Annotated in this window: 17 protein-coding genes; 12 read left to right on the forward strand and 5 right to left on the reverse strand. The window is 72.8% G+C overall.

Annotated features, from left to right (window positions below; translation table 11 throughout):
- Positions 1–11: 11 nt before the first annotated feature.
- Complete coding sequence (locus CG740_RS39670; protein WP_159030306.1) at positions 12–170, reverse strand: hypothetical protein; 159 nt, start codon at positions 168–170, stop codon at positions 12–14.
- Positions 171–737: 567 nt separating this feature from the next.
- Between CG740_RS39670 and CG740_RS16310 the strand changes: the two genes are divergently transcribed.
- The 3 genes from CG740_RS16310 (at position 738) to CG740_RS16320 (ending at position 5,649) form a co-directional block, all read left to right on the forward strand.
- Positions 738–1,655 (forward strand): GNAT family N-acetyltransferase, encoded by a 918-nt coding sequence (locus CG740_RS16310; protein ID WP_442802830.1) that lies wholly within the window; start codon positions 738–740, stop codon positions 1,653–1,655.
- A 72-nt stretch (positions 1,656–1,727) separates the two neighbouring features.
- Complete coding sequence (locus CG740_RS16315) at positions 1,728–3,641, forward strand: IucA/IucC family protein (protein WP_100575867.1); 1,914 nt, start codon at positions 1,728–1,730, stop codon at positions 3,639–3,641.
- Positions 3,642–3,678: 37 nt separating this feature from the next.
- Positions 3,679–5,649: an ATP-dependent DNA helicase gene (locus CG740_RS16320; RefSeq protein ID WP_100575868.1), complete on the forward strand. Its 1,971-nt coding sequence runs from the start codon at positions 3,679–3,681 to the stop codon at positions 5,647–5,649.
- A 190-nt stretch (positions 5,650–5,839) separates the two neighbouring features.
- On the opposite strand, the gene lexA is transcribed toward CG740_RS16320, so the two are convergent.
- Positions 5,840–6,631 carry a transcriptional repressor LexA gene (lexA, locus tag CG740_RS16325; RefSeq protein ID WP_100575869.1) on the reverse strand — a complete coding sequence of 264 codons (792 nt, stop codon included), beginning with the start codon at positions 6,629–6,631 and terminating at the stop codon, positions 5,840–5,842.
- 567 nt (positions 6,632–7,198) lie between these two features.
- On the opposite strand from lexA, the gene nrdR reads away from it, so the two are divergent.
- Together nrdR and CG740_RS16335 are read left to right on the forward strand one after the other, a co-directional pair.
- A complete protein-coding gene (nrdR, locus tag CG740_RS16330) occupies positions 7,199–7,720 on the forward strand; it encodes a transcriptional regulator NrdR (RefSeq protein WP_100575870.1) in 522 nt (173 codons plus the stop codon).
- A gap of 152 nt (positions 7,721–7,872) precedes the next feature.
- The gene (locus tag CG740_RS16335) at positions 7,873–10,767 is read left to right on the forward strand and encodes a vitamin B12-dependent ribonucleotide reductase (protein WP_100575871.1); all 2,895 of its coding nucleotides are present in this window, start codon (positions 7,873–7,875) and stop codon (positions 10,765–10,767) included.
- A 143-nt stretch (positions 10,768–10,910) separates the two neighbouring features.
- On the opposite strand, the gene CG740_RS16340 is transcribed toward CG740_RS16335, so the two are convergent.
- Positions 10,911–11,441, reverse strand: a complete 531-nt coding sequence (locus tag CG740_RS16340; RefSeq protein WP_100576072.1) for a TerD family protein — start codon at positions 11,439–11,441, stop codon at positions 10,911–10,913.
- A gap of 404 nt (positions 11,442–11,845) precedes the next feature.
- Here CG740_RS16340 and CG740_RS16345 point away from each other — a divergent pair, with 404 nt between their 5' ends.
- The 5 genes from CG740_RS16345 (at position 11,846) to CG740_RS16365 (ending at position 15,916) form a co-directional block, all read left to right on the forward strand.
- A complete protein-coding gene (locus tag CG740_RS16345; RefSeq protein ID WP_100575872.1) occupies positions 11,846–12,451 on the forward strand; it encodes a YdbC family protein in 606 nt (201 codons plus the stop codon).
- A gap of 158 nt (positions 12,452–12,609) precedes the next feature.
- Positions 12,610–13,269: a histidine phosphatase family protein gene (locus CG740_RS16350; protein ID WP_100575873.1), complete on the forward strand. Its 660-nt coding sequence runs from the start codon at positions 12,610–12,612 to the stop codon at positions 13,267–13,269.
- Positions 13,270–13,281: 12 nt separating this feature from the next.
- On the forward strand, positions 13,282–14,199 hold the full coding sequence (locus tag CG740_RS16355) for an ADP-ribosylglycohydrolase family protein (RefSeq protein WP_100575874.1): 918 nt from the start codon (positions 13,282–13,284) through the stop codon (positions 14,197–14,199).
- 159 nt (positions 14,200–14,358) lie between these two features.
- Positions 14,359–15,069, forward strand: a complete 711-nt coding sequence (locus tag CG740_RS16360) for a ribonuclease HII (RefSeq protein WP_100575875.1) — start codon at positions 14,359–14,361, stop codon at positions 15,067–15,069.
- Positions 15,070–15,292: 223 nt separating this feature from the next.
- Positions 15,293–15,916 carry a hypothetical protein gene (locus tag CG740_RS16365; RefSeq protein ID WP_100575876.1) on the forward strand — a complete coding sequence of 208 codons (624 nt, stop codon included), beginning with the start codon at positions 15,293–15,295 and terminating at the stop codon, positions 15,914–15,916.
- Positions 15,917–16,093: 177 nt separating this feature from the next.
- Here the strand turns inward: CG740_RS16365 and CG740_RS16370 are convergent, their stop codons facing one another.
- Both CG740_RS16370 and CG740_RS16375 read right to left on the reverse strand, forming a co-directional pair.
- Entirely contained in the window at positions 16,094–16,735 is a 642-nt protein-coding gene (locus tag CG740_RS16370; protein ID WP_100575877.1) for a hypothetical protein, read from the reverse strand.
- A 217-nt stretch (positions 16,736–16,952) separates the two neighbouring features.
- Positions 16,953–19,124 (reverse strand): RecQ family ATP-dependent DNA helicase, encoded by a 2,172-nt coding sequence (locus CG740_RS16375; RefSeq protein ID WP_100575878.1) that lies wholly within the window; start codon positions 19,122–19,124, stop codon positions 16,953–16,955.
- Between the two features lie 170 nt (positions 19,125–19,294).
- On the opposite strand from CG740_RS16375, the gene CG740_RS16380 reads away from it, so the two are divergent.
- Positions 19,295–21,235, forward strand: a complete 1,941-nt coding sequence (locus CG740_RS16380) for a DUF4192 domain-containing protein (RefSeq protein WP_100575879.1) — start codon at positions 19,295–19,297, stop codon at positions 21,233–21,235.
- Positions 21,236–21,424: 189 nt separating this feature from the next.
- Entirely contained in the window at positions 21,425–23,455 is a 2,031-nt protein-coding gene (locus tag CG740_RS16385) for a glycogen debranching N-terminal domain-containing protein (protein ID WP_100575880.1), read from the forward strand.
- Positions 23,456–23,527: the final 72 nt, after the last annotated feature.

Here is a 23,527-nt window from a genome sequence, read left to right on the forward strand (position 1 = left end):
GCCCCGGCCCCCTACCGGGGGAGGCGGCCGACGACACCCTGGACCTGGAGCTGCCCGACGAACTGGTCGCCCTGTTCGACGCGGAGAACTCCGAACACTCCGGGCGTCCCGAGCAGCGGGAGCGCCCTGGGCAGGGCGAGCACTCGGGCCACTCCGGGCAGCCCGCGCACTCGGGCCCCTCGGAGCCGCGTGACCCGGACGCGCCCGCTCCCGGCAGCTCCGGGCCACCCCGCCCCGGGACGTCCGGCCCGAGCTGCCCCGAGGAGCCCGGCCCGGACCGGCGCACCGGACTCGCCCCGGCCGCGGAGCCGGCCCCGGAGCCCTTCCGGTTGGCCGGGCCGGGAGCGGGATCCCGGCCGGAATCCGCGCCGAACCGCGCGCCGGATTCGGCGGCAGCGACCAACCCGGTCCCATCACCGGCAACCAGGCCGGGCCCCGTGCCGTGTGGAGGCCCGAGCCGCGCCCCGGACTCGGCGGCAGAAGCCGACCCCCGGCCCGTACCGGCCACCGGTCCGGGCCCTGTTCCGGATGCCGGGGCTAGCGCTATGCCGGGTGCCGGGCCTGGCCCCGTACCGGCCACCGGTCCGGGCCTTGTTCCGGATATCGGGCCTGGCGCTATGCCGGGTGTCGGTCCGAGCCCTCTATCGGCCACCGGTCCGGGTCCTGTTCCGGATGCCGGGCCGAAGTCCGTACCGGTAATCGGTCCGAGCCTCGTACCGGATGCGGGGCCTGGCGCTATGCCGGATGCCGGGCCTGGCCCTGTGCCGGCCACCCGTCCGGGTCCTGTTCCGGATGCCGGGCCGAAGTCCGTGCCGGTAATCGGTCCGGGCCTCGTATCGGATGCGGGGCCTGGCGCTATGCCGGATGCCGGGCCTGGCCCCGTGCCGGCCACCCGTCCGGGTCCTGTTCCGGATGCCGGGCCGAAGTCCGTGCCGGTAACCGGTCCGAGCCTCGTATCGGATGCGGGGCCTGGCCCCGTACCGGCCACCGGTCCAAACCCCGTACCGAATGCCGGACCGGTCCCCGTGTCGGCGCCGGGGTTCCCCGGCGTCGTCCCCCGGCCGGGGGACGACGCCCCGGCGGTGGACCTGCTCGGCTCACCCGGTGACTGGGCCCCGGTCGTCACCTCCCTCGGCTCGTTCGGCCTCCTTCCCGTACGTCTCGAACGTGATCTCGTCCTCCTCGCCCAGTGGATGAACGACCCCGCCGTGGCCGCCTTCTGGGAGCTGGCGGGACCCCCATCCGTCACCGCCGCCCATCTGCGCGAGCAGCTGGACGGCGACGGCCGCAGCGTGCCCTGTCTCGGTGTGCTCGACGGAACTCCCATGAGCTACTGGGAGATCTACCGGGCCGACCTGGACCCCCTGGCCCGGCACTATCCGGCCCGCCCGCACGACACCGGCGTCCATCTGCTCGTCGGCGGTGTCGCCGACCGGGGCCGCGGCGTCGGCACCACTCTGCTCAGGGCCGTCGCCGACCTGATTCTCGACAACCGTCCGCAGTGCCCCCGTGTGATCGCCGAGCCCGATCTGCGCAACACCCCCTCCGTCTCCGCGTTTCTCAGCGCCGGCTTCCGCTTCCACGCGGAAGTCGACCTGCCCGACAAGCGAGCCGCCCTGATGGTCCGCGACCGCGCGCTCAGGAACCTGCTGTGAACGCCCCGCCGCTCCGCATACACCCCCGGATACACCCCCAGCCCCGAATCGGTCCCACCCCGAGGAGTCTTCGTGCCGAACCCTGCTTCCCCCCATGACTCCCGCGACGACTCCCGCGGGCTCCCCGACTCCCCGGTCCCGCCCGGGCTGCTGGCCCCGCCCGAGCTGAACCGCGAGGCCTGGGACCGCGCGGGACGCCTCCTCCTCGCGAAGACGATCGGCGCCTTCGCGTACGAGGAGATCGTGCAGCCAACGGTAGGACCCGCCACTGACAATCCCGGTCCGGCCCGGGAAGGCGCAGGTCAGTACGGGTTCACCCTGGACGACGGCAGCACCGTGACCTTCCTCGCCCGGCGCGGCGCCTACGGCGGCTGGCAGGTGGACCCCGATTCGATCCGGCGGACCGAGCGGGCCGAGGGCGCCGTACCGGCAGGTCCGACCGCCGCCCCCGAGCCCTTCACCGACCCCATCCGGTTCCTCGCGCTCGCCCGCCGGACCCTCGGCGTCGACGGCGCCACCTTCGGCCACCTCGTGCGCGAACTGACCGCCACCCTCGCCGCGGACACCCGGCTCCAGTCGACCGCACTGCCCGTGGCCCGCCTCGCCGACCTCGGGTACGCGGAGCTGGAGGGCCATCAGACCGGCCACCCCTGGCTCGTGCTCAACAAGGGACGCCTCGGCTTCTCCGCCGACGACGCCGCGCGCTGGAGCCCGGAGGCCCGCACCCCGGCCGCACTGCCCTGGATCGCCGTCCGCACCGACCTCGCCGGCTACCGGGGCGTCGCCTCGCTCGCCACCCCGGACCGGCTCTACGCACGCGAACTCGACGCCCCCGTCCGTGCGGCGTTCGCCGCCGCGCTGCGCGCCCGGGGCCTGGACCCGGCGGCGTACCTCTACCTTCCGATCCATCCCTGGCAGTGGACGGAGATGATCCTTCCGCTCTTCGCCCCGGCCGTCGCCGACCAGGCGATCGTGCCGCTGCCCAGCGACGGCGACGTACGCCTGCCGCAGCAGTCCATCCGCACCTTCCTCAACCTCTCGCGGCCCGAGCGGCACACCGTGAAGCTGCCGCTGTCCATCCTCAACACCCTGGTCTGGCGCGGCCTGCCGACCGAGCGCACCGTGGCCGCGCCCGCCGTCACGGCCTGGGTGCAGGGCCTGTGCGAGCGGGACGCCTTCCTGCGGGACGAGTGCCGGGTGATCCTGCTCGGCGAGGTCGCCTCGGTCGCGGTGGAGCATCCGGTGTACGACCGGGTGCCCGAAGTCCCTTACCAGTACAAGGAGTTGCTGGGGGCGATCTGGCGCGAGCCGCTGCCGCCCCGGCTCGCACCGGGGGAGCGGGCCCGCACCCTGGCCGCGCTGCTGCACACCGACCCCGAGGGCCGCTCCTTCACGGCCGAACTCGTCGCCCGCTCGGGCCTCGCCCCCGCGGTGTGGCTGCGGCGCCTGTTCGGCGCCCTGCTGCCGCCGCTGCTGCGCTTCCTCTACCGGTACGGGACGGTCTTCTCGCCGCACGGGGAGAACGCCATCGTCGTCTTCGACGACCAGAACGTGCCCGTACGCCTGGCGATCAAGGACTTCGTCGACGACATCAACGTGAGCGCCGAGCACCTGCCCGAACACGACTCGATGCCCGACGACGTCCGCGAGGTGCTGCTCACCGAGGAGCCCTCCTTCTTGACCCAGTTCATTCATTCGGGGCTCTTCGTGGGCGTCTTCCGGTTCCTGGCCCCCCTGTGCGAGGACCAACTGGGCCTCCCCGAGGCCGAGTTCTGGGGGCTGGTGCGCGAGGAGATCCTGCGCCACCAGTCCCGCTTCCCCGACGAGAAGGAGCGCTACGAGACGTTCGACCTGCTCACGCCCCGGATCGACCGGCTCTGTCTGAACCGGAACCGGCTGCACACCGACGGCTACCGGGACCGGCCCGAGCGGCCGCACGCCACCGTGCACGGGACCGTGGCGAACCCCCTCGCACCTGCGGAGTGATCCGATTGTCAGTGGCGAGCCTTAGGCTGGTCCGGCTATGACGAAGCCTTCACTCCCCGAGCTCCTGCACGCCGCCGTCACCGCCGTCGGCGGCGTGGAGCGGCCTGGCCAGGTCACCATGGCCACGGCTGTCGCCGACGCGGTCGACGACAGCTCCCACCTGCTGGTCCAGGCCGGGACGGGCACCGGAAAGTCCCTCGGCTATCTGGTGCCGGCCCTGGCGCACGGGGAGCGCGTCGTGATCGCGACGGCGACGCTCGCGCTCCAGCGCCAGCTCGTGGAGCGCGACCTGCCGCGCACGGTGGAGGCGCTGCAACCGCTGCTGCGCCGCCGCCCCCAGTTCGCCATGCTCAAGGGCCGCTCCAACTACCTGTGCCTGCACCGTCTGCACGAGGGTGCGCCGCAGGACGAGGACGAGGGGCTCTTCGACCAGTTCGAGTCGGCCGCGCCCACCAGCAAGCTGGGCCAGGACCTGATCCGGATGCGGGACTGGGCGGACGAGACGGAGACCGGCGACCGGGACGCTCTGACGCCGGGCGTCTCGGACAAGGCGTGGAGCCAGGTCTCGGTGTCGTCGCGCGAGTGCCTGGGCGCCTCGAAGTGCGCGTACGGGGCGGAGTGCTTCGCGGAGATGGCCCGCGAGCGCGCCAAGCTCTCCGACGTCGTCGTCACCAATCACGCGCTGCTCGCCATCGACGCGATCGAGGGCGCCCCGGTGCTGCCGCAGCACGAGGTGCTGATCGTCGACGAGGCCCATGAGCTGGTCTCGCGGGTCACCGGCGTCGCCACCGGTGAGCTCACGCCCGGCCAGGTCAACCGGGCGGTGCGGCGCAGCGCGAAGCTCGTCAACGAGAAGGTCGCCGATGGGTTGCAGACGGCCGCCGAGGGTTTCGAGCGGGTCATGGAGCTGGCCCTGCCCGGCCGTCTGGAGGAGGTCCCGGAGGACCTCGGCTACGCGCTGATGGCGCTGCGGGACGCCGCCCGCGAGGTCGTCTCGGCGCTCGGTGGCACCCGCGACAAATCCGTTCAGGACGAGGACGCCGTGCGCAAACAGGCCCTCGCCATGCTGGAGACGGTGCACGGCGTGGCGGAGCGCATCACCAACGGCTCCGAGTGGGATGTCGTCTGGTACGAGCGCCACGACCGCTTCGGCGCCTCGCTGCGGGTCGCCCCGCTGTCGGTGTCGGGTCTGCTCAGGGAGAAGCTGTTCGCGGACCGCTCGGTCGTGCTGACCTCCGCCACGCTCAAGCTCGGCGGTGATTTCAACGGGGTGGGCGCATCGCTGGGCCTGTCCCCGGAGGGCACCGAGGGCGAGGACGTCCCGCGGTGGAAGGGCCTGGACGTCGGCTCGCCGTTCGACTACCCGAAGCAGGGCATCCTGTACGTCGCGAAGCACCTGGCCACACCGGGCCGGGAGGGCTCGCGCGGCGACATGATGGACGAGCTGGCCGAGCTGGTGGAGGCGGCCGGTGGCCGCACGCTGGGTCTGTTCTCCTCGATGCGGGCGGCCCAGGCCGCCGCCGAGGAGCTGCGGGGCCGCCTCGACAATCCCATCCTGTTGCAGGGCGAGGAGACGCTGGGCGAGCTGATCAAGTCGTTCGCCGCCGATCCGGCGACGTGTCTGTTCGGCACGCTGTCGCTGTGGCAGGGCGTCGATGTGCCGGGGCCGAGCTGTCAACTGGTGGTGATGGACCGCATTCCGTTCCCGCGCCCGGACGACCCTTTGATGAGTGCTCGCCAGAAGGCGGTCGAGGAGGGCGGCGGCAACGGGTTCATGGCGGTGGCGGCCACTCATGCCGCGCTGCTCATGGCCCAGGGAGCCGGCCGACTGGTCCGGGCGACCGGGGACCGGGGGGTGGTCGCGGTGCTCGATCCGCGGCTGGCCAACGCCCGCTACGGCAGCTATCTGCGGGCCTCGCTGCCCGATTTCTGGTACACCACGGACCGCAACCAGGCGCGCCGCTCGCTCGCGGCCATCGACGCGGCGGCCAAGGCCGACGGCAAGTAGCCGGCCCGGTGCGGTGCTGCGACGGGCGGGCAGCGACGGGCAGGGAGCGACGGACGGGCAGCGTCCAGCGGGGCCGAGTGCCTCCGGGGCTGCCCCGCCCCCGTGAAGGGGCAGCCCCGGAGGCAGGTATGGCAGGGCCCCGGGACCGGCGCAGGAGGTCCCGGGGCCCGGTTCAGAGCCGGCGGAGGGGTCAGACCCGCCGGAGCACCGCCACGACCTTGCCCAGGATGGTCGCTTCGTCGCCGGGGATCGGCTGGTAGGCGGCGTTGTGCGGGAGCAGCCAGATGTGGTTGTCCTCGCGCTTGAAGCGCTTGACGGTGGCCTCGCCGTCGAGCATCGCGGCGACGATGTCGCCGTTCTCGGCGACGGGCTGACGGCGGACCGTGACCCAGTCGCCGTCGCAGATCGCGGCTTCGATCATCGAGTCGCCGACGACCTTCAGGACGAACAGCTCGCCGTCACCGACGAGCTGGCGGGGGAGGGGGAAGACGTCCTCGACCGACTCCTCGGCGAGGATCGGGCCACCGGCGGCGATCCGGCCGACCAGCGGCACATAGGAGGCGGCCGGCTTGCCTGCGGTGTCGGTGGGCTGGCTGCTGGGCTGGTCGGAGCCGCGGACCTCGTAGGCGCGCGGCCGGTGCGGGTCGCGGCGCAGGAAGCCCTTGCGCTCCAGGGCCATCAGCTGGTGGGCGACGGACGAGGTGCTGGAGAGGCCGACGGCCTGACCGATCTCCCGCATCGACGGCGGGTAGCCACGGCGCTGCACGGAGTCCCGGATGACCTCGATGACCCGCCGTTGCCGATCGGTGAGGCCCGAGCTGTCCGCCCTGATTCCTGGGGGCCGGCCTGGCAGGGAGCGGGCGGGCCTTGTGGCGTCCGCCCCCTGGTTCGTGACTGCGTCGTTCATGGCATGCACCGGCTCAAGTCGGGTCTGGGAGCGGTCCTGGGCAGTGATGGTGGCACTGTCTGCGGTGGTGGTCACGTCGGCCCCTCTCGAATTGGTCTCCCTAGCTGGACAACGGTAGTAGCTTTCGAAAGGTTGCGCCAAACACACGTTCGAGTGAAAAATCGCAGAACGCGCTACGCGGCTCTGAGGGTGGGTGTATGTGCGAGTCCCGATGAGGGGCCCGTCGAACGGCAATTCGGTCCATTACGGTACCCTTCACCGCTGAGGCGGACGCTCGGCGACCTGCCTCCAGGGGACCGTTCCGGCGGCCGCCGCGTGTCGCGTGCGACGACGGCGCCCCGCGGCACAGTCTGTCATCCGGCACCCCGCGATCCGGCGCTGCGACGCGCTTCCCGTAAGGTCCTCGACGGCCGGAAATCGGCGGCCCGGGGTCGTGCCCGAGGTCGGGGGCCCACGACACGCGGTAGGGCCGGATAAGCGGCCAAACCCTAGATCTAGTGGTTGGATTGGTGCAGCCACCCAGAAGTTGTGGTCCTGGTCCTTCAGGTCCGTGGTCATCGCCTATGCTGGTGGTCGCTTCGCGGGTGGATTTCCGGGCCTGGTGAGGCTATTCAGTCGTGCTGTGAAGGAGGGTTGGGAACCATGCACTGCCCCTTCTGCAGGCACCCCGACAGCCGTGTCGTCGACAGTCGTACGACCGATGACGGCACGTCGATCCGCCGGCGCCGCCAGTGCCCCGACTGCTCCCGTCGCTTCACGACGGTGGAGACGGCCTCGCTGATGGTCATCAAGCGCTCCGGCGTGACCGAGCCCTTCAGCCGTACCAAGGTCATCTCCGGCGTCCGCAAGGCGTGCCAAGGACGGCCGGTCACCGAGGACGCCCTTGCCAAGCTCGGCCAGCGGGTCGAGGAGGCGCTGCGCGCCACCGGAAGCGCCGAGCTGACCACCCATGACGTGGGTCTGGCCATACTCGGCCCGTTGCAGGAGCTCGACCTCGTCGCGTACCTGCGCTTCGCGTCCGTGTACCGGGCCTTCGACACCCTCGACGACTTCGAGGCGGCCATCGTGGAACTCCGCGAGCGGCAGCCCGGCGGGGACCAACCCGACGAGTGCGTGGCCGGCGTGACCCCCGAGGTCCCCGTGCCCGCCACCGCTGCCGACTGACCGGGGGGCCCGCGGCCCGCGGTCGCCGATCGGCGGCAATCCAAGACCTGCCAGGGGTGCGTTTCGGCTGCGCCCGTGGCAACAGACAAGCACCGTGCCTTGGGAACATTCAGGCACTTTTGGGCGTTTTTGCCCGCGTATGGGAGGCGGCAATGACAGAGACGGCGAGCGGCCCGGCACGAGGTTCCCGAGCCAAGGGATCCAAGGCCACCAAGGGTCTGCGTATCGAGCGCATCCACACCACCCCCGGCGTGCATCCGTACGACGAGGTGTCCTGGGAGCGCCGTGACGTCGTCATGACCAACTGGCGCGACGGCTCGGTCAACTTCGAGCAGCGTGGCGTCGAGTTCCCCGACTTCTGGTCGGTGAACGCGGTCAACATCGTCACCAGCAAGTACTTCCGCGGGGCCGTCGGCACCCCGCAGCGCGAGACCGGTCTCAAGCAGCTCATCGACCGGATCGTCAAGACCTACACGAAGGCCGGCGAGGACTACGGGTACTTCGCCTCGCCCGCCGACGCCGAGATCTTCGAGCACGAGCTGGCGTACGCCCTCCTGCACCAGATCTTCAGCTTCAACTCGCCGGTGTGGTTCAACGTCGGCACGCCCCAGCCGCAGCAGGTCTCGGCCTGCTTCATCCTGGCCGTCGACGACTCCATGGAGTCGATCCTCGACTGGTACAAGGAAGAGGGCATGATCTTCAAGGGCGGCTCCGGCGCCGGCCTGAACCTCTCCCGCATCCGCTCCTCCAAGGAACTGCTGTCCTCCGGCGGCAACGCCTCGGGTCCCGTCTCCTTCATGCGCGGCGCCGACGCCTCGGCCGGCACCATCAAGTCCGGCGGCGCCACCCGCCGCGCGGCCAAGATGGTCATCCTCGACGTCGACCACCCCGACATCGAGAACTTCATCGAGACCAAGGTGAAGGAAGAGGAGAAGATCCGCGCGCTGCGTGACGCGGGCTTCGACATGGACCTGGGCGGCGACGACATCACGTCCGTCCAGTACCAGAACGCGAACAACTCGGTCCGGGTGAACGACACCTTCATGAAGGCGGTCGAGCAGGGCGGAAAGTTCGGTCTGACGTCCCGTATGACGGGGGACGTCATCGAGGAGGTCGACGCCAAGTCGCTCTTCCGCAAGATGGCCGAGGCCGCCTGGGCCTGCGCCGACCCCGGCATCCAGTACGACGACACCATCAACCACTGGCACACCTGCCCGGAGTCCGGCCGCATCAACGGCTCGAACCCGTGCAGCGAGTACATGCACCTGGACAACACGTCCTGCAACCTCGCGTCCCTGAACCTGATGAAGTTCCTCAAGGACGACGGCCTGGGCAACCAGTCCTTCGAGGTCGAGCGCTTCGCCAAGGTCGTCGAGCTGGTCATCACCGCGATGGACATCTCCATCTGCTTCGCGGACTTCCCGACCCAGAAGATCGGCGAGAACACCCGCGCCTACCGCCAGCTGGGCATCGGCTACGCCAACCTCGGCGCCCTGCTGATGGCCACGGGTCACGCGTACGACTCCGACGGCGGCCGCGCCCTCGCCGGTGCCATCACCTCCCTGATGACCGGCACCTCCTACAAGCGCTCCGCCGAGCTCGCCGCGGTCGTCGGCGCGTACGACGGCTACGCCCGCAACGCCGAGCCGCACCAGCGCGTCATGAAGCAGCACGCCGACGCCAACACCGCGGCCGTGCACGTGGACGACCTGGACAACCCGATCTGGGCCGCCGCCACGGAGGCCTGGCAGGACGTGATCCGGCTCGGCGCGAAGAACGGTTTCCGCAACGCGCAGGCCTCGGTCATCGCTCCCACCGGCACCATCGGTCTCGCCATGTCGTGCGACACCACCGGCCTGGAGCCCGACCTCGCCCTGGTCAAGTTCAAGAAGCTGGTCGGCGGCGGCTCGATGCAGATCGTCAACGGCACGGTGCCGCAGGCGCTGCGCCGTCTCGGCTACCAGGAGGAGGCGATCGAGGCGATCGTCGCCCACATCGCCGAGAACGGGAACGTCATCGACGCCCCCGGCCTGAAGACCGAGCACTACGAGGTCTTCGACTGCGCCATGGGCGAGCGCTCCATCTCCGCCATGGGCCACGTCCGCATGATGGCGGCCATCCAGCCGTGGATCTCCGGCGCCCTGTCCAAGACGGTCAACCTGCCGGAGACGGCGACCGTCGAGGACGTCGAGGAGGTCTACTTCGAGGCGTGGAAGATGGGCGTCAAGGCGCTCGCCATCTACCGCGACAACTGCAAGGTCGGCCAGCCCCTCTCCGCGAAGACCAAGGAGAAGGAGAAGGAGGCGGTCACCGCCAAGGCCGAGGACACCATCCGCACCGCGGTCGAGAAGGTCATCGAGTACCGCCCGGTCCGCAAGCGTCTGCCCAAGGGCCGCCCGGGGATCACCACCTCGTTCACGGTCGGCGGCGCCGAGGGCTACATGACCGCCAACTCCTACCCGGACGACGGTCTGGGCGAGGTCTTCCTGAAGATGTCCAAGCAGGGCTCGACCCTCGCGGGCATGATGGACGCCTTCTCCATCGCCGTCTCGGTGGGCCTCCAGTACGGCGTGCCGCTGGAGACCTACGTCTCGAAGTTCACCAACATGCGCTTCGAGCCGGCCGGTATGACGGACGACCCGGACGTGCGGATGGCGCAGTCGATCGTCGACTACATCTTCCGCCGCCTGGCGCTGGACTTCCTGCCGTTCGAGACCCGCTCGGCGCTCGGTATCCACTCCGCCGAGGAGCGCCAGCGCCACCTGGACACCGGTTCCTACGAGCCGGCCCTGGGCGACGACGAGCTGGACGTCGAGAGCCTGGCCCAGTCCGCCCCGCGCCAGACCGAGCCGCTGAAGGCCGTGGCGGCCCCGAAGGCGGCCGAGACCGAGGCCCCCAAGGTCGCGCACAACTCGGCCGAACTCGCCGAGATGCAGCTCGGCGTCAGCGCCGACGCGCCGCTCTGCTTCTCCTGCGGCACGAAGATGCAGCGGGCCGGCTCCTGCTACATCTGCGAGGGCTGCGGCTCGACCAGCGGTTGCAGCTGACATCGCACCGGCACCTATGGGTGAGCGCACCGCGCTGACCTGAGCACACCGTCCTGAGGGGACCGGCACACGCCGGTCCCCTCAGTCGTGTCAGCTGTGCGCCGTCAGCCGTGCGCCCCCGACGGTGTGCTGCGGGCAGGGACTCAGGCGGGGGAGGCGCCCATGGCGGCGATGAAGGCGTCCGGGTCGAGGGTGAATCCGCGGACATCCCGATGGAACTCCCACGCACCCGAGGCCCCCCGGGCGAACTCGGCGACCGTCGCCGCCCGTGCTTCGGCGACCTCCTCGAAGCCGTGCCGGGACAGCTCGGTGTAGCCCTCGCGGATGCGGATGCCGGGATCGGCCACGTCGCCGAACACGAGGGGCCCGGCTGCCTGCTGGATGACCACGCCGACCACGACGCGCGTGTGCCTCTCGGGCATGCGGCCCAGATCCACGGTCATGACCTCGTCATAGCCGAGGCCCTGGCCCGTACGGCTGTCCCGGTCGAGGGAGATCGTGCCCTCGGGGGAGCGCCGGTCGAAGTACACCGAGTAGGCGGCCGGCCCCCGGGGCGCCGCCGCCGTATAGACCGCTGCCACCAGATCCAGGTCGTGGGCCGGGGAGCCGAGCGGGCTCGGGTCCCATCGCAGTGCCACCTCGACCGTGCCGAGCCCCTTGCCGATACCGCTCATGCCCACGCCCTCCCCAGGTCCGTCGCCGCCGCGCACCTCCATGCTGTCACGCTCCGTACGTCCTGCGGGGCGAAGTGGCCACCGCGTCACCGGGGTTGGCCCGCCGCGCCCGGGGTGCGCCGGGCGCTCGTCCGGGAGGCGCTCACCACCGTTCGTACGGACGGCACCGAAGAGCCCACCGGGTGGCCGCGGCGGAGCTCGCGGGGTGTTGTCAGTGGTCTTCGATATCGTGATGGACCAGGAAGATCTCGTACAACTGGGCTCGTCGGCAGGGGGTTTGGATGACCGCGAGGGCCGTCTTGGTGTTCGGTAGTGGACTGGGGTTCGGGACGCACGGCATATTCCTGCGGACATAGTCCGCCGGAGCCTGACGGGGGTGCGGTGGTGCGCCGTACGATGGCGCGGTGCTGGTCAAGTGGAGTCGCTGCACCGTGGTGGACCGCCGCGGTTTCGAGCGGGGACAGCGGAAATGGGCGGGGCTGCTCGGCGAGCCCGGTTTCCGGGGGCAGGGCGGCGGCTGGAGCCGGCGGCGGCCGGAAGTGGCCCATGTCTTCGGTTTCTGGGAGAGCCGGGCGTTCTACGACTCCTTCATGGCGCGGGCGCACGACCGGCTCGCCGCCGCCCAGTCCGGCACGTACAAGGACATCGAGACGAAGCTCTTCGACCACCGCTTCGACGTGAAGACCGGCTTCGAGCCGCGCTTCAGCGACGCGGACGTGGTCCGGGTCGCGCACTGCACGGTGCACGAGGACCGGGTCGAGCACTTCGCGCTGATGCAGCAGCGGGTCTGGAACCCGGCGATGGCGGGCTCTCCGGGCATGCTGCGCGGGGTGTTCGCCGAGGCCCCGGGCCAGGAGTTCCTGGTGCTCTCCATGTGGCGGTCGGCCGCCGAGCGCGGCAAGTACCGGGCCGACCGGGTGGAGCGGCTGTCCCTGCGCGCGGAGACCGAGACGGACGTCGCGGCCCTGACCGGCGACGTGGTGCAGCTCGACGCGGACTGGACGGTCTGACACCGGCCCCGCCGCAGAGCCGGCCCCTTCCCGCCGGCGGTCCGACCCCGGCCCCGCCGCCCGGAAAGAGGCGGTCCGGGGTGCTGTGTGCGGCGTCTACGCCGGATGGAGGCCGGACAGGTGCTCGATCACGGCGCGGGCGATCTAGGGTTTGTGTCATGGCAAGACCACGGCGCATCGTCCTCGTCCGGCATGGCGAGTCGGAGGGCAATGCCGACGACACCGTGTACGAACGCGAGCCCGACCATGCGCTGCGGCTCACCGAAGCCGGGCTGCGCCAGGCCGAGGCGACGGGGGAACGGCTGCGGGAGATGTTCCAGGACGAGGGCGTCAGCGTCTACGTCTCGCCCTACCGGCGCACCCACGAGACGTTCCGCGCCTTCGGCCTCGACCCCGCCCAGGTGCGCATCCGCGAGGAGCCGAGGCTGCGCGAGCAGGACTGGGGCAACTGGCAGGACCGCGACGACGTCAAGCTGCAGAAGGCCTACCGGGACGCGTACGGCCACTTCTTCTACCGGTTCGCCCAGGGCGAGTCGGGCGCCGATGTCTACGACCGGGTCGGGGCGTTCCTGGAGAGCCTCTACCGCAGCTTCGAGGCGCCGGACCACCCGCCCAACGTGCTGCTGGTGACCCACGGGCTCACCATGAGGCTGTTCTGCATGCGCTGGTTCCACTGGAGCGTGGCCGATTTCGAATCGCTGTCCAATCCGGGCAACGCCGAGACCAGGACGCTGCTGCTCGGACCGGACGGGCGGTACTCGCTCGACCGGCCGTTTCAGCGGTGGCGTGCCCCCGAGCCGTACGGGATCACCGGATAGAGTGGCTGCGCGATGACCGCTGACTCCTCCACAGAATCACTCGACACGCGCTTCGTACGCGCCCTGGACAGCCTGCGCGGCCTGTCCGTCGGGGACGCACTGGGCTCCCAGTTCTTCGTCCCCGCCCACTACCCCCTCCTCAAGCGCCGGGAACTGCCCGAAGGCCCCTGGCAGTGGACCGACGACACCGAGATGGCCTGCTCGGTGCTGGCCGTGCTCGCCTCGCACGGCCGGATCGACCAGGACGCGCTCGCGCTGTCCTTCGCCCACCACCACGACTTCGACCGCGGCTACGGCCCGGCGGTCAACCGGATGCTGCGCCTGGTCCGCGAGGGCGGCGACTGGCGGACGCTGGCCTCCGCCCTGTTCAAGGGCCAGGGCTCCTGGGGCAACGGCTCCGCCATGCGGATCGCGCCGCTCGGCGCCTGGTACGCGGACGATCCCGAACAGGCCACGCACCAGGCCGAGATCTCCTCGTACACCACCCACCAGCACCGCGAGGCGGTCGTCGGGGCGATGGCGGTCGCGGCCGCTGCCGCCCTGGCCGCGGCCCCCGCGGGTCCTCCCGCGCCGGGTGATCTCCTGGACGCCGTGATCGCGCTCGTGCCGCGCAGCGCGGTGGGCGCCGGGCTGCGCCGGGCGCGCGACATGCTCGACTACGACGACGCGGCGACGGTGGCCGCGGTGCTCGGCTCCGGGCGGCGCACCAGCGCGCACGACACCGTGCCGTTCGCGCTCTGGTCGGCGGCGCGCGGACTCGGCGACTACGAGCGGGCGTTCTGGACGACGGCGCAGGTCGGCGGGGACGTCGACACGACCTGCGCGATCGTCGGCGGAGTCGTCGCGGCGGCTCCCGCGGGGGCGCCCCCGGCCACCTGGCTGGAGCGCACCGAGGCCCTGCCGGAGTGGGTCCCGGCCGCCGCGGGCTGAGGACCGGCCCGGGCGGCCGTGCTCGGCCCGAGCGCTGTCTGGGAGCTGCCTCTGCGCTTCCTGGGAGCGCCCTGAGCGCCGGCTGGGAGCCGCTTGCGGGCGGTCCGGGGTGACCTGGGTGTCGCGCGCGGCCCCCGGCGGCGTAACCTTGCAGGCGCCATGCCGTACGAACCACCCACCCACAGCGTCGAGCGCTCGATTCGCGCCACCACCGGCGCCAAGATCGTCGCCGGTGTCGACGAAGTCGGACGCGGGGCGTGGGCCGGTCCCGTCACGGTCTGCGCGGCCGTCACCGGACTGCGCCGCCCGCCGCTCGGGCTCACCGACTCCAAACTGATCAGCCCCAAGCGCCGCACCGAGCTGGCCGCGGTCCTGGAGGGGTGGGTCACCGCCTACGGGCTCGGTGACGCCTCGCCCGAGGAGATCGACGAGCTCGGGATGACCGCGGCCCTGCGGCTCGCCGCCGTGCGCGCCCTGGAGGCGCTGCCGGTGCGGCCGGACGCGGTGATCCTCGACGGCAAGCACAACTATCTCGGCCTGCCCTGGCAGGTCCGTACGGTGATCAAGGGCGACCAGTCCTGCATCGCGGTCTCGGCCGCCTCGGTGATCGCCAAGGTGCGCCGGGACGCGATGATGGCCGAACTGACGGGCGCCGAGGGGGAGTACGCGGGATTCGGCTTCGCCGAGAACGCCGGTTACCCCTCGCCCGTCCACAAGGCGGCCCTCGAAGAGCAGGGCCCCACCCCCTACCACCGGCTGTCGTGGTCGTATCTGGACGCGCTGCCCCGGTGGCGGCATTTGAAGAAGGCGCGGCTGTCCGCTGAGGCGGCCGCACTCGAAAGCGGGGGACAGCTCGGCTTCGACTTCTGACCCCGAGGACGGGCGGGGACCCCTGGGTTCGCGCTCCGTTGTCCGCAGGGTGCGGCCCCGTTCGCGGAGCCTTCCGGTCCGTTTTCCGGACGCGCGAAAGTCCTCTCTCGCGTCCTGAAATCCCTGGACTTTCCCGCCCAGTTGCGGGGAGACTCCGCCACGATCGCACCTTTGTGCCCACCCGCCGGTGACGCCTTCACCGGCATTTGATAGACATCCACTCATGCCTCTCATCCCCGAGGAGCCTCAGATTCACGAGAGTGCCCAGGGTCCCCGCGTCACCCCGGCCGCCGGCCGCACCGCGCAGACCCCTCGCCCCGTACCCGGCCCGCGTACCGCGGCCGCACCGCGTCCCGGACGTCCGGGCCCCGGCCCGGCCCGGCCCACGCCCCCCGCGCAGCGCTCGCACACCTCCGCCGCGCCGACCCCGCCGTCCGGGCCGCCGAGCCCGTCCGGTCCGCAGATCCAGCTGATCCCGGCCCCCGCCGACGGCGCGCTCGACGCCGCGGGCGAGGCGGTGGACCTGCTGCTCGACACCGGCCGTGCGCCGGGCGACATCCTGGTCCTCACCACCGGTGAGCAGCACCCGTGGGCGGCGCACGAGCTGTCCTTCGGCGAGGACGCCTACTGGGCCCAGCACGACGCCCGGGACGACGTCTTCTACGCCGCCGCGGCCTCGGTCGAGCGGGCCTCGGCCCGCCCGGTGGTCGTCGTCGCCGTCAACGGCGACGGGGCCGGGGAACCGGCGGCCCGCGCGCTGCCGCTCGCCCTGGCCCGCGCCGGGACGCTGCTCATCGTGTGCGGCGACCCGCAGCGCGTCAACGCGGCGCTCGGCGCCGGAGTCTGACCGGCGCGACCGGTCGATCGCCGGGCCCCGCGCGCCCGACCGGGCGCGCGGGCCGGCCATTGCGGGCGATCGGGCATGCGGTGGCGAGCGGCTGAACGGTGACCACCGGCCGTGCCGCGAGGTCGGCCGGCCCGATGCGGGGCGGGCCGGGGTTCGCGGCCCCGCTGCCGAAACGGTTCAGCGTGCGGCGGTGCGCCGCAACATGTCCACCGCGGCCGCGCCCGGGCGCAACGGCAGCGGTTCGGCCAGCTCGTTGCCGACGTCCGCCAGGGAGCCGGGCCCCGAGACCGAGCTGGGGCGACGGCCGCCGCGCCCCTCGCCGAGCACCTGCCAGCCATCGCGCGTGAGCGTGATGTAGGCACCACAGCGCAGCCCGTGCAGCGTGCAGGCATCGCGCAGGCCCCACATCCAGGCCCCGTCCTCCTCCGTCCACCGCTCGTCGCCGTCACGGCAGTAGAGCAGTACGGCGGTACGCACCGGGGTCCGGCGGCGCAGATCGTGCGGGATGACCCGGCGCAGCTGTGCGAGCAGCGCGTTGCGGAACTCCCAGCCGTCGGCCGGAGCCGCGCGGCGGGCGAACGACGCGCTGGCGGCGAGCCGTTCCTCATGGTCGAGGACCGCGATGACGGCGGTCGTGGGCGTCGGACGGTGCCGGGCGTGCAGCCCGCTGACGACCTCGCGCGGATTGCGCAGCAGCGGAATGCCGGCGGCGGCCCACTCGGCGGGCTCCAGGATCCGCCCGAAGCGGTTCGCGGAGTCGGCCGATACGCGGGTGGACGCTGCTGCTGAGGCGGCGGACGGAGCGAATCCGAAGGTCACGGTCCTCCCTTCCGAATACGCGCCCACAGTGCGGGCGAAGCCGGGTGGGGGCGCACCACGGCACAGCCCTTCAGGACCACAGGGGGACCGTGCGGGGGCGGCTCCAATTCTTCCCGCCGCGAGGTCGGGCGGCAACGAGCAATTGACGTCGCTGACCTGAATCGACGGGTATGGCACTCATATCCCTGCCCAGCGGCACCCCCGGTCACCCCTGCTCTCACGCCTGGACCGCGAGGACCAGCGGGAACACCCCCTCGGCTCCGGAGCGGCGCAGCAGCCTGGCCGCGACCGCCAGCGTCCAGCCCGTGTCGGACGCGTCATCGACCAGGAGCACGGGGCCGCCGGTTTCGGACAGGGCGGCGGACAGTGCGTCGGGGACGACGAAGGCATGGTGCAACGCCCGCACCCGCTGGGCGCTGTTGGACTGCGCGATCCGTTCGCCCGCCGGGCCCGGCGCGTACTCCAGGGATCCGAGCAGCGGCATCCGGCCGATCTCCGCGATCCGTGCGCCGAGCGAGGAGACGAGCGCGGGCCGCGTGCGCGAGGGGAGCGTCACGACACCGGCCGGCCGGGACGGCGCGTCGGGACCGCCCGAGGCCCAGCCGCCCCTGCCCTTCGCCCAGTCGGCGAGGACGCTCACCACGGCCTGGACCACGTCGTCGGGCACCGGCCCGTCCGGGGCGCCGGGCGCCAGCATCGGGCGCAGCCGGTTGCCCCAGCCGATGTCCGAAAGCCGCCCCAACGCCCTTCCGGAGAAGGCCTGTTCACCCGCCGGGATGCGGCCCTTCAGATCGATGCCGATCGCCGCGAGCCCGGTGGGCCACATCTTGCGGGGCTCCACCTCCACGCCGGGCCGGGTCAGCTCGCCGCGCGCCTCGTCCAGCGCCATGCCCGACACGTCGGCCGTGAAGCGGGCACCCGCGCAGTTGTCGCAGCGCCCGCACGGCGCCGCCTGGTCGTCGTCGAGCTGGCGGCGCAGGAACTCCATCCGGCAGCCCGTCGTGGAGGCGTAGTCGCGCATCGCCTGCTGCTCGGCCGAACGCTGGCGGGCGACCCACGCGTACCGCTCGGCGTCGTACGTCCAGGGCCGTCCCGTGCTCGTCCAGCCGCCCTTGACCCGGTGGACCGCGCCGTCCACGTCGAGCACCTTGAGCATGGTCTCCAGACGCGTCCGCCGCAGCTCCACCAGGGGCTCAAGGGCGGGCAGCGACATCGGGCGCTCGCTGTGCGCCAGCACGTCCAGGGTGCGCCGCACCTGCTCCTCGGGCGGGAAGGCCACCGACGCGAAGTACTTCCAGATCGCCTCGTCCTCGCGGCCGGGCAGCAGCAGGACCTCCGCGTGGTCCACACCGCGGCCGGCACGGCCGACCTGCTGGTAGTAGGCGATGGGCGAGGAGGGCGAACCGAGGTGGACGACGAAGCCCAGGTCCGGCTTGTCGAAGCCCATGCCGAGCGCGGAGGTGGCGACCAGCGCCTTGACCCGGTTGGCGAGCAGGTCGTCCTCGGCCTGCTGGCGGTCCGCGTTCTCCGTCTTGCCGGTGTACGAGGCGACGGTGTGCCCGCGCCGGCGCAGATATGTGGTGATCTCCTCGGCCGCCGCGACGGTCAGCGTGTAGATGATCCCGGAGCCCGGCAGCTCGTCGAGGTGGTCGGCGAGCCAGCCCAGGCGGTGCGCCGCGTCCGGCAGTGAGACCACGTTGAGGCTGAGGCTCTCGCGGTCCAGCGGGCCGCGCAGCACCAGCGCGTCCGAGCCGCCGCCGGTGCCGAGCTGCTCGGCCACGTCCGCCGTCACACGGGCGTTCGCGGTCGCGGTGGTGGCCAACACCGGGACGCCCGGAGGCAGTTCGGCGAGCATCGTACGGAGCCTGCGGTAGTCGGGGCGGAAGTCGTGGCCCCAGTCGGAGATGCAGTGCGCCTCGTCCACCACGAGCAGGCCGGTGGCCGCGGACAGCTTCGGCAGCACGTTGTCCCGGAAGTCCGGGTTGTTGAGGCGCTCCGGCGACACCAGGAGCACGTCCACGGCGCCCGCCGCGACCTCCTCCTGCACGGTGTCCCACTCCTCGGGATTGGCCGAGTTGATCGTCCGGGCCGTGATGCCCGCCCGGGCCGCCGCGTCGACCTGGTTGCGCATCAGGGCGAGCAGCGGCGAGACGATCACGGTGGGGCCGGCGCCCTGGGCCCGCAGCAGCGCGGTCGCCACGAAGTACACCGCGGACTTGCCCCACCCGGTGCGCTGCACCACGAGCGCCCGCCGCTTGTCGGCGACCAGCGCCTCGATCGCCCGCCACTGGTCCTCGCGCAGCCGCGCGGTGCCGGTGGCGTCCCCGACCAGACGGGCGAGGACGGTATCGGCCTCGGTACGCAGTTCCGCGTTGCTCGTGTGCTCCATGCCCCCATACAACAGGACGGGTCCGACAATCGCGGACCGGAGCGTTCCCGAGCGGCCCGAGGAGCTGTGGGAGCGGGGTGGCCGGTACTTGTATGACCAGCACTTTTGTCCTGTGGACAACGTTATCCACAGGGGTGGTGGGAGCTTCGTCGCCGCGCGACCCTCGGGACATGCGAGACATCAACGAGCACGACAATTCCCACGACTCCGAGGCCCCCCAGGACTCCCGGGCCTCCCACGACTCCGAGGCCTCCCGGGCCTCCCGTGACGCCTCGGCCTCTCCTGCCCAGGACTCCGGGCTGCGGGCGCCCGGGCTTCGCGACCCGGAGCAGCCGGGGCCCGAGCCCCACCGCGCCGAGGTCCACGGGCCGCGCGAGGCCGAGGTCCACGGACCTCACGGCGCCGAGGTCCACGGGCCCAGCGGCGTCGAGGGCCGCGGACCTCGGCACTGCGGGCCCGAAACTCCCGAGCCCGCTTTCCACGACCCCGCCGCCCATGGCTCGTCCGCCGAGCCCCGGATCACCCTGCGCGGCCCGGCCGAACTGGCCGACGCGCTGCCGTACTTGCTGGGCTTCCACCCGACCGACTCGATCGTGTTGGTCGCACTGCACGGCGAGAGCGGGCGGTTCGGCGGCCGGGTCAGGGTGGGGCTGCCGGCCTCGCCGCAGGAGTGGCCCGACCTCGCCGACCAGCTCGCCGACTGCCTGGTGACCGGAAGCGAGCGGCGCGGGCCCCGGCCGGACGGCATCGTCGTCTTCCTCTGCCAGGACCCCGCGGCGGACGGTACCGGGCGCCAAGTGATGCAACGGCTGCGGCCGTTGGCCCAGCGGCTGCGCATCGCGTGCGGCAGCCTCGACGTTCCCGTACGCGAAGCGCTGTGCATCTCCGACGGCCGCTACTGGTCCTACTGCTGCCCCGACACCCGCTGCTGCCCCGCCGAGGGCAATGTGCTCGCCCTGCCGGGCACCTCCGTGATGGCGGCGGCCGCGACCTACGCGGGCATCCAAGTCCGGGGATCCTTGCGGGAGATGGAGGAACGGCTCACGCCCTGGCGGTCCCCGGCTGCGGTGGCCGAACAGGAACGAGCACTGGACGCGGCGGCCGCCGCGATGTTCCCCCGCATCCTGGGTGACGGCGACCGGCGGACCGTGGCCGACGAGACGCTGGACCTGGCGTCCCGGCTCATCCGGCGCATCGCGGACGCACCGATGCCGCCCCGCGGCACGGACGCCGCCCGCGCGGTCGGCCGGAGCTCCGGCGCGCTGCTGCTCGGGGGGAACGCGGCGGACGAGCTGGACGACGGGCTCATCGCCCACGACGAGGCGGCGGCCGTCATTCTGGGCCTCCAGGACCGTACGACCCGTGACTGGGCCGCCGAATGGATGGAGGAACCCGACGCCGGGCCCGCCCTGCGCCTGTGGCGAGCACTGGCCCGCCGCTGCGTCGGGCCGTACGGGGACCATGCTGCCGCGCTGCTCACCCTGGCCGGCTGGGTGTCCTGGTCCACCGGCGACGAACCCCACGCCCGGGTCGCCTTCGGCCTCGCGCTGCGGGCCGACCCCGACTACCGATTCGCCTATCTCCTGCATCAGGCCTGCAACCAGGGCCTCGACCCGGAGGAACTGCGCGTCTGCCTGCGGGAGGAACGCGCCGCGCGGCTCGCCGGGCCGGGCGCCCCCGCTGCGTCCGGAGCATCCGGGGTGCCCGGGGGCGGGCACTCTAGGGATGCCGCTCCTGTGGCCGAGGTGCTTTCCGCGCCGCCGGAGGCCGCTCCCTCGTCCAAGGCCACTGCGGAGTCCTCGCCCGAGGCCACTGTGGAGCCCGCGTCCGAGGCCGCCGCACCGTCGGCGGGATCCGGCGCCCGCCCGAGGTCCCGTCCCAAGCCCCGCCGCGACGTCACCGAGGCATCGCGCCACCATGGCTCCAACGGGCAGCGCCAGAAAGGGAGTTCGGGCCGCCCTGTTGGGGCCTCCCGGCCCGACACCTCCCGGCCTGACGCCTCCCGGCCTGACGCCTCCCGGCCCGACGTCGCCGGCCCCCGGCCGGAGAAGGCGCGGGTGCGGGTGCGTCGCCGGGGCGGGGAGCCGGTGGCGGAGGAGGGGACGGGGTGAGCGGTGAACGGCCGGCCGGCCCCGGGGCGGGGGCCGGGAGGGCGACCCGTCCGTGACCCGGCCGTGGCCCGGGGCGTTCACGTGGAGGGCGGCGCGGCACCGGGCACCGCATCGCGCCGACGGACGGCGGCATCCGCGCCCGGCGACCGCCCTCGTCTCCGTCGCCCGGACCGCGCAGAAGGGTACGTAATGGCGCCCACCGCACCTCCCACTCCCGGTAGCGGGGCCCCGCCGGGGCCGCTCGCGGCGAAGCCCGCCGGGCCACCCGGCGAGCTGCCCGCCGTGCACGCCGCCGTGATCTGCGTGGCCCTGCCGGGACTCGCGGTGTCGCCCGAACACGGGCAGCTCACCGGCCACGGCCTCGAAGGCTTCTACCAGCACGGTCGGCGGCTGCTGTCCCGCTGCCAGTTGAGAGTGGCGGGCCGGGACCCGATCGCCGTTCAGGGCAGGCCGATATCGGCCGACCGTGCCCGGTTCCTCGCGGTGGTGCGCACGGCATCGGACGGCGGGCCCGACCCGGAGATCACCGTCGAGCGGATCCGCCAGGCGGACGGCACCGAACGCATCACCCTGACCAGTTCCTCGGCACGGCCACTGCGGCTGCCGGTGGAGATCGCGCTCGGCAGCGACCTGGCCGACCTCGGTGCGGTCGCCGCGGGGCGCGCCGGACCCGAACTACCCGCCAGCGTGCACGACTCGGGCATGCGCTGGACCTCGGGCACCGCGCACTGCACGGTGACCGCGCAGCCGCCGCCGACCGACGCGCTGGCCTCCGCGGGGGTGCTGCGCTGGGCGGTGGAGCTGCCGCCGGGCGGCTCGTGCACGATCCAGCTGAGCATCAGGAACGGGCGGCCCGTACGACCGCCCGGTCAAGGAGCGGGCCCGCTGCCCACCCCGCAGGAGGCCAGGGCCGAGGGCGACGACCCACGGGTGGCGGCGCTGCTGCACCGCAGCATCGACGACCTGCGGGCCCTGCTGATCCGCGACCCGGCCCGCCCGTCCGATCTGTACGCGGCGGCCGGGGTCCCCTGGCGGTGCGGGCCGGCGCCCGCGGAGGCGCTGTGGGCGGCACGGATGGCGCTGCCCCTGTCCACGCGGCTCGCTGCCGCTACCCTGCGCACCCTCGCCAGGACCCAACTAACCGCCCCAGAAACGGAGTTGGGGCGCATTCCGGGCCCGTTCAGGGACGCGGGGCCCTATCTGCCCCCGGGCTGCACGGGGGTGGAGGCCACGCTCGCCTTCCCGGTCGTCCTGGCGGAGGCGCGGCGCTGGGGCCTGCCCGAGCCGGAGGTGGCCGAACTGCTGCCCGCCGCCGAGCGGTGTCTGCACTGGCTGGCAACCGCCCTCGGCGACGACGGCTACCTCGCCGAGAGCGGCCCCGTCGCCGCCGGCCTTGTGCGGGCCGAGACCCAGGCGCACCTCCACCGGGCCGCGCTGCTCGGCGCGGAGCTGCTGAGCGAGTGCGGCAGGCCGGGAGCGGACGACTGGCGGGCGCGGGCCGGGGCACTCCGGGAACGGTTCCGGGCGGAGTTCTGGCTGGACGACCTGGGGGGCGGGCGGCCCGCCGCCGCCCGTACCGCCGACGGGCGCCCGGTGCCACTGCTCGGCGCGGGCGCGGCCCATCTGCTGGACACCGGCCTGCTCGGCGGTGGGCGCCTCGCCCCCGGGTTGCTCGACAAGGTGCAGACCGAACAGCTGGCCCGGCTGCTCGGGAGCCCCGCGATGGACTCGGGGTGGGGGCTGCGCGGGCTCGCCGCCAAGGAGCCCGGATACAACCCGTTCGGACACCGGGCCGGCGCGGTGCGGGTCCACGAGAGCGCGGTCGCCGTGGCGGGCCTGGCCGCCGCCGGTTACGAGAAGGAGGCCGTCGCCCTGCTGCGGGGCGTTCTGGCCGCCTCGGAGGCCTTCGGGCACCGGCTGCCCGAGATGTACGCGGGGGAGCAGCGGACGGCGGGCGGCGTGCCCGTGCCGCATCCGGCCGCCTGCCGTCCCGCGGCGGTGGCGGCCGCGGCCGGTATCCAGCTGCTCACCGCCCTGGCCGGGATCCGTCCGGACGCGCCGGCCGGCTCGGTGGCGCTCGATCCGATGCGCTCGGCCCCGCTCGGCGCGGTCCGGCTCGCGGGCCTGAGCGTCGCGGGGGAGCCGTTCACCGTACGTGTCAGCAGGCTCGGCGTCGGCATGGTCGAGCAGGCCGCCGCGGGACTCCAGTTGGGAGGCTGAGCGCGACGGGTGCCCCGGGAGGTGTGCCGGGAGAAGAAGTGCCGGACGGTGTCGAAGGGAGTGTTTATCGTC

Source organism: Streptomyces sp. CB01201, assembly GCF_002803085.1.
Lineage (GTDB): Bacteria > Actinomycetota > Actinomycetes > Streptomycetales > Streptomycetaceae > Streptomyces > Streptomyces hundungensis.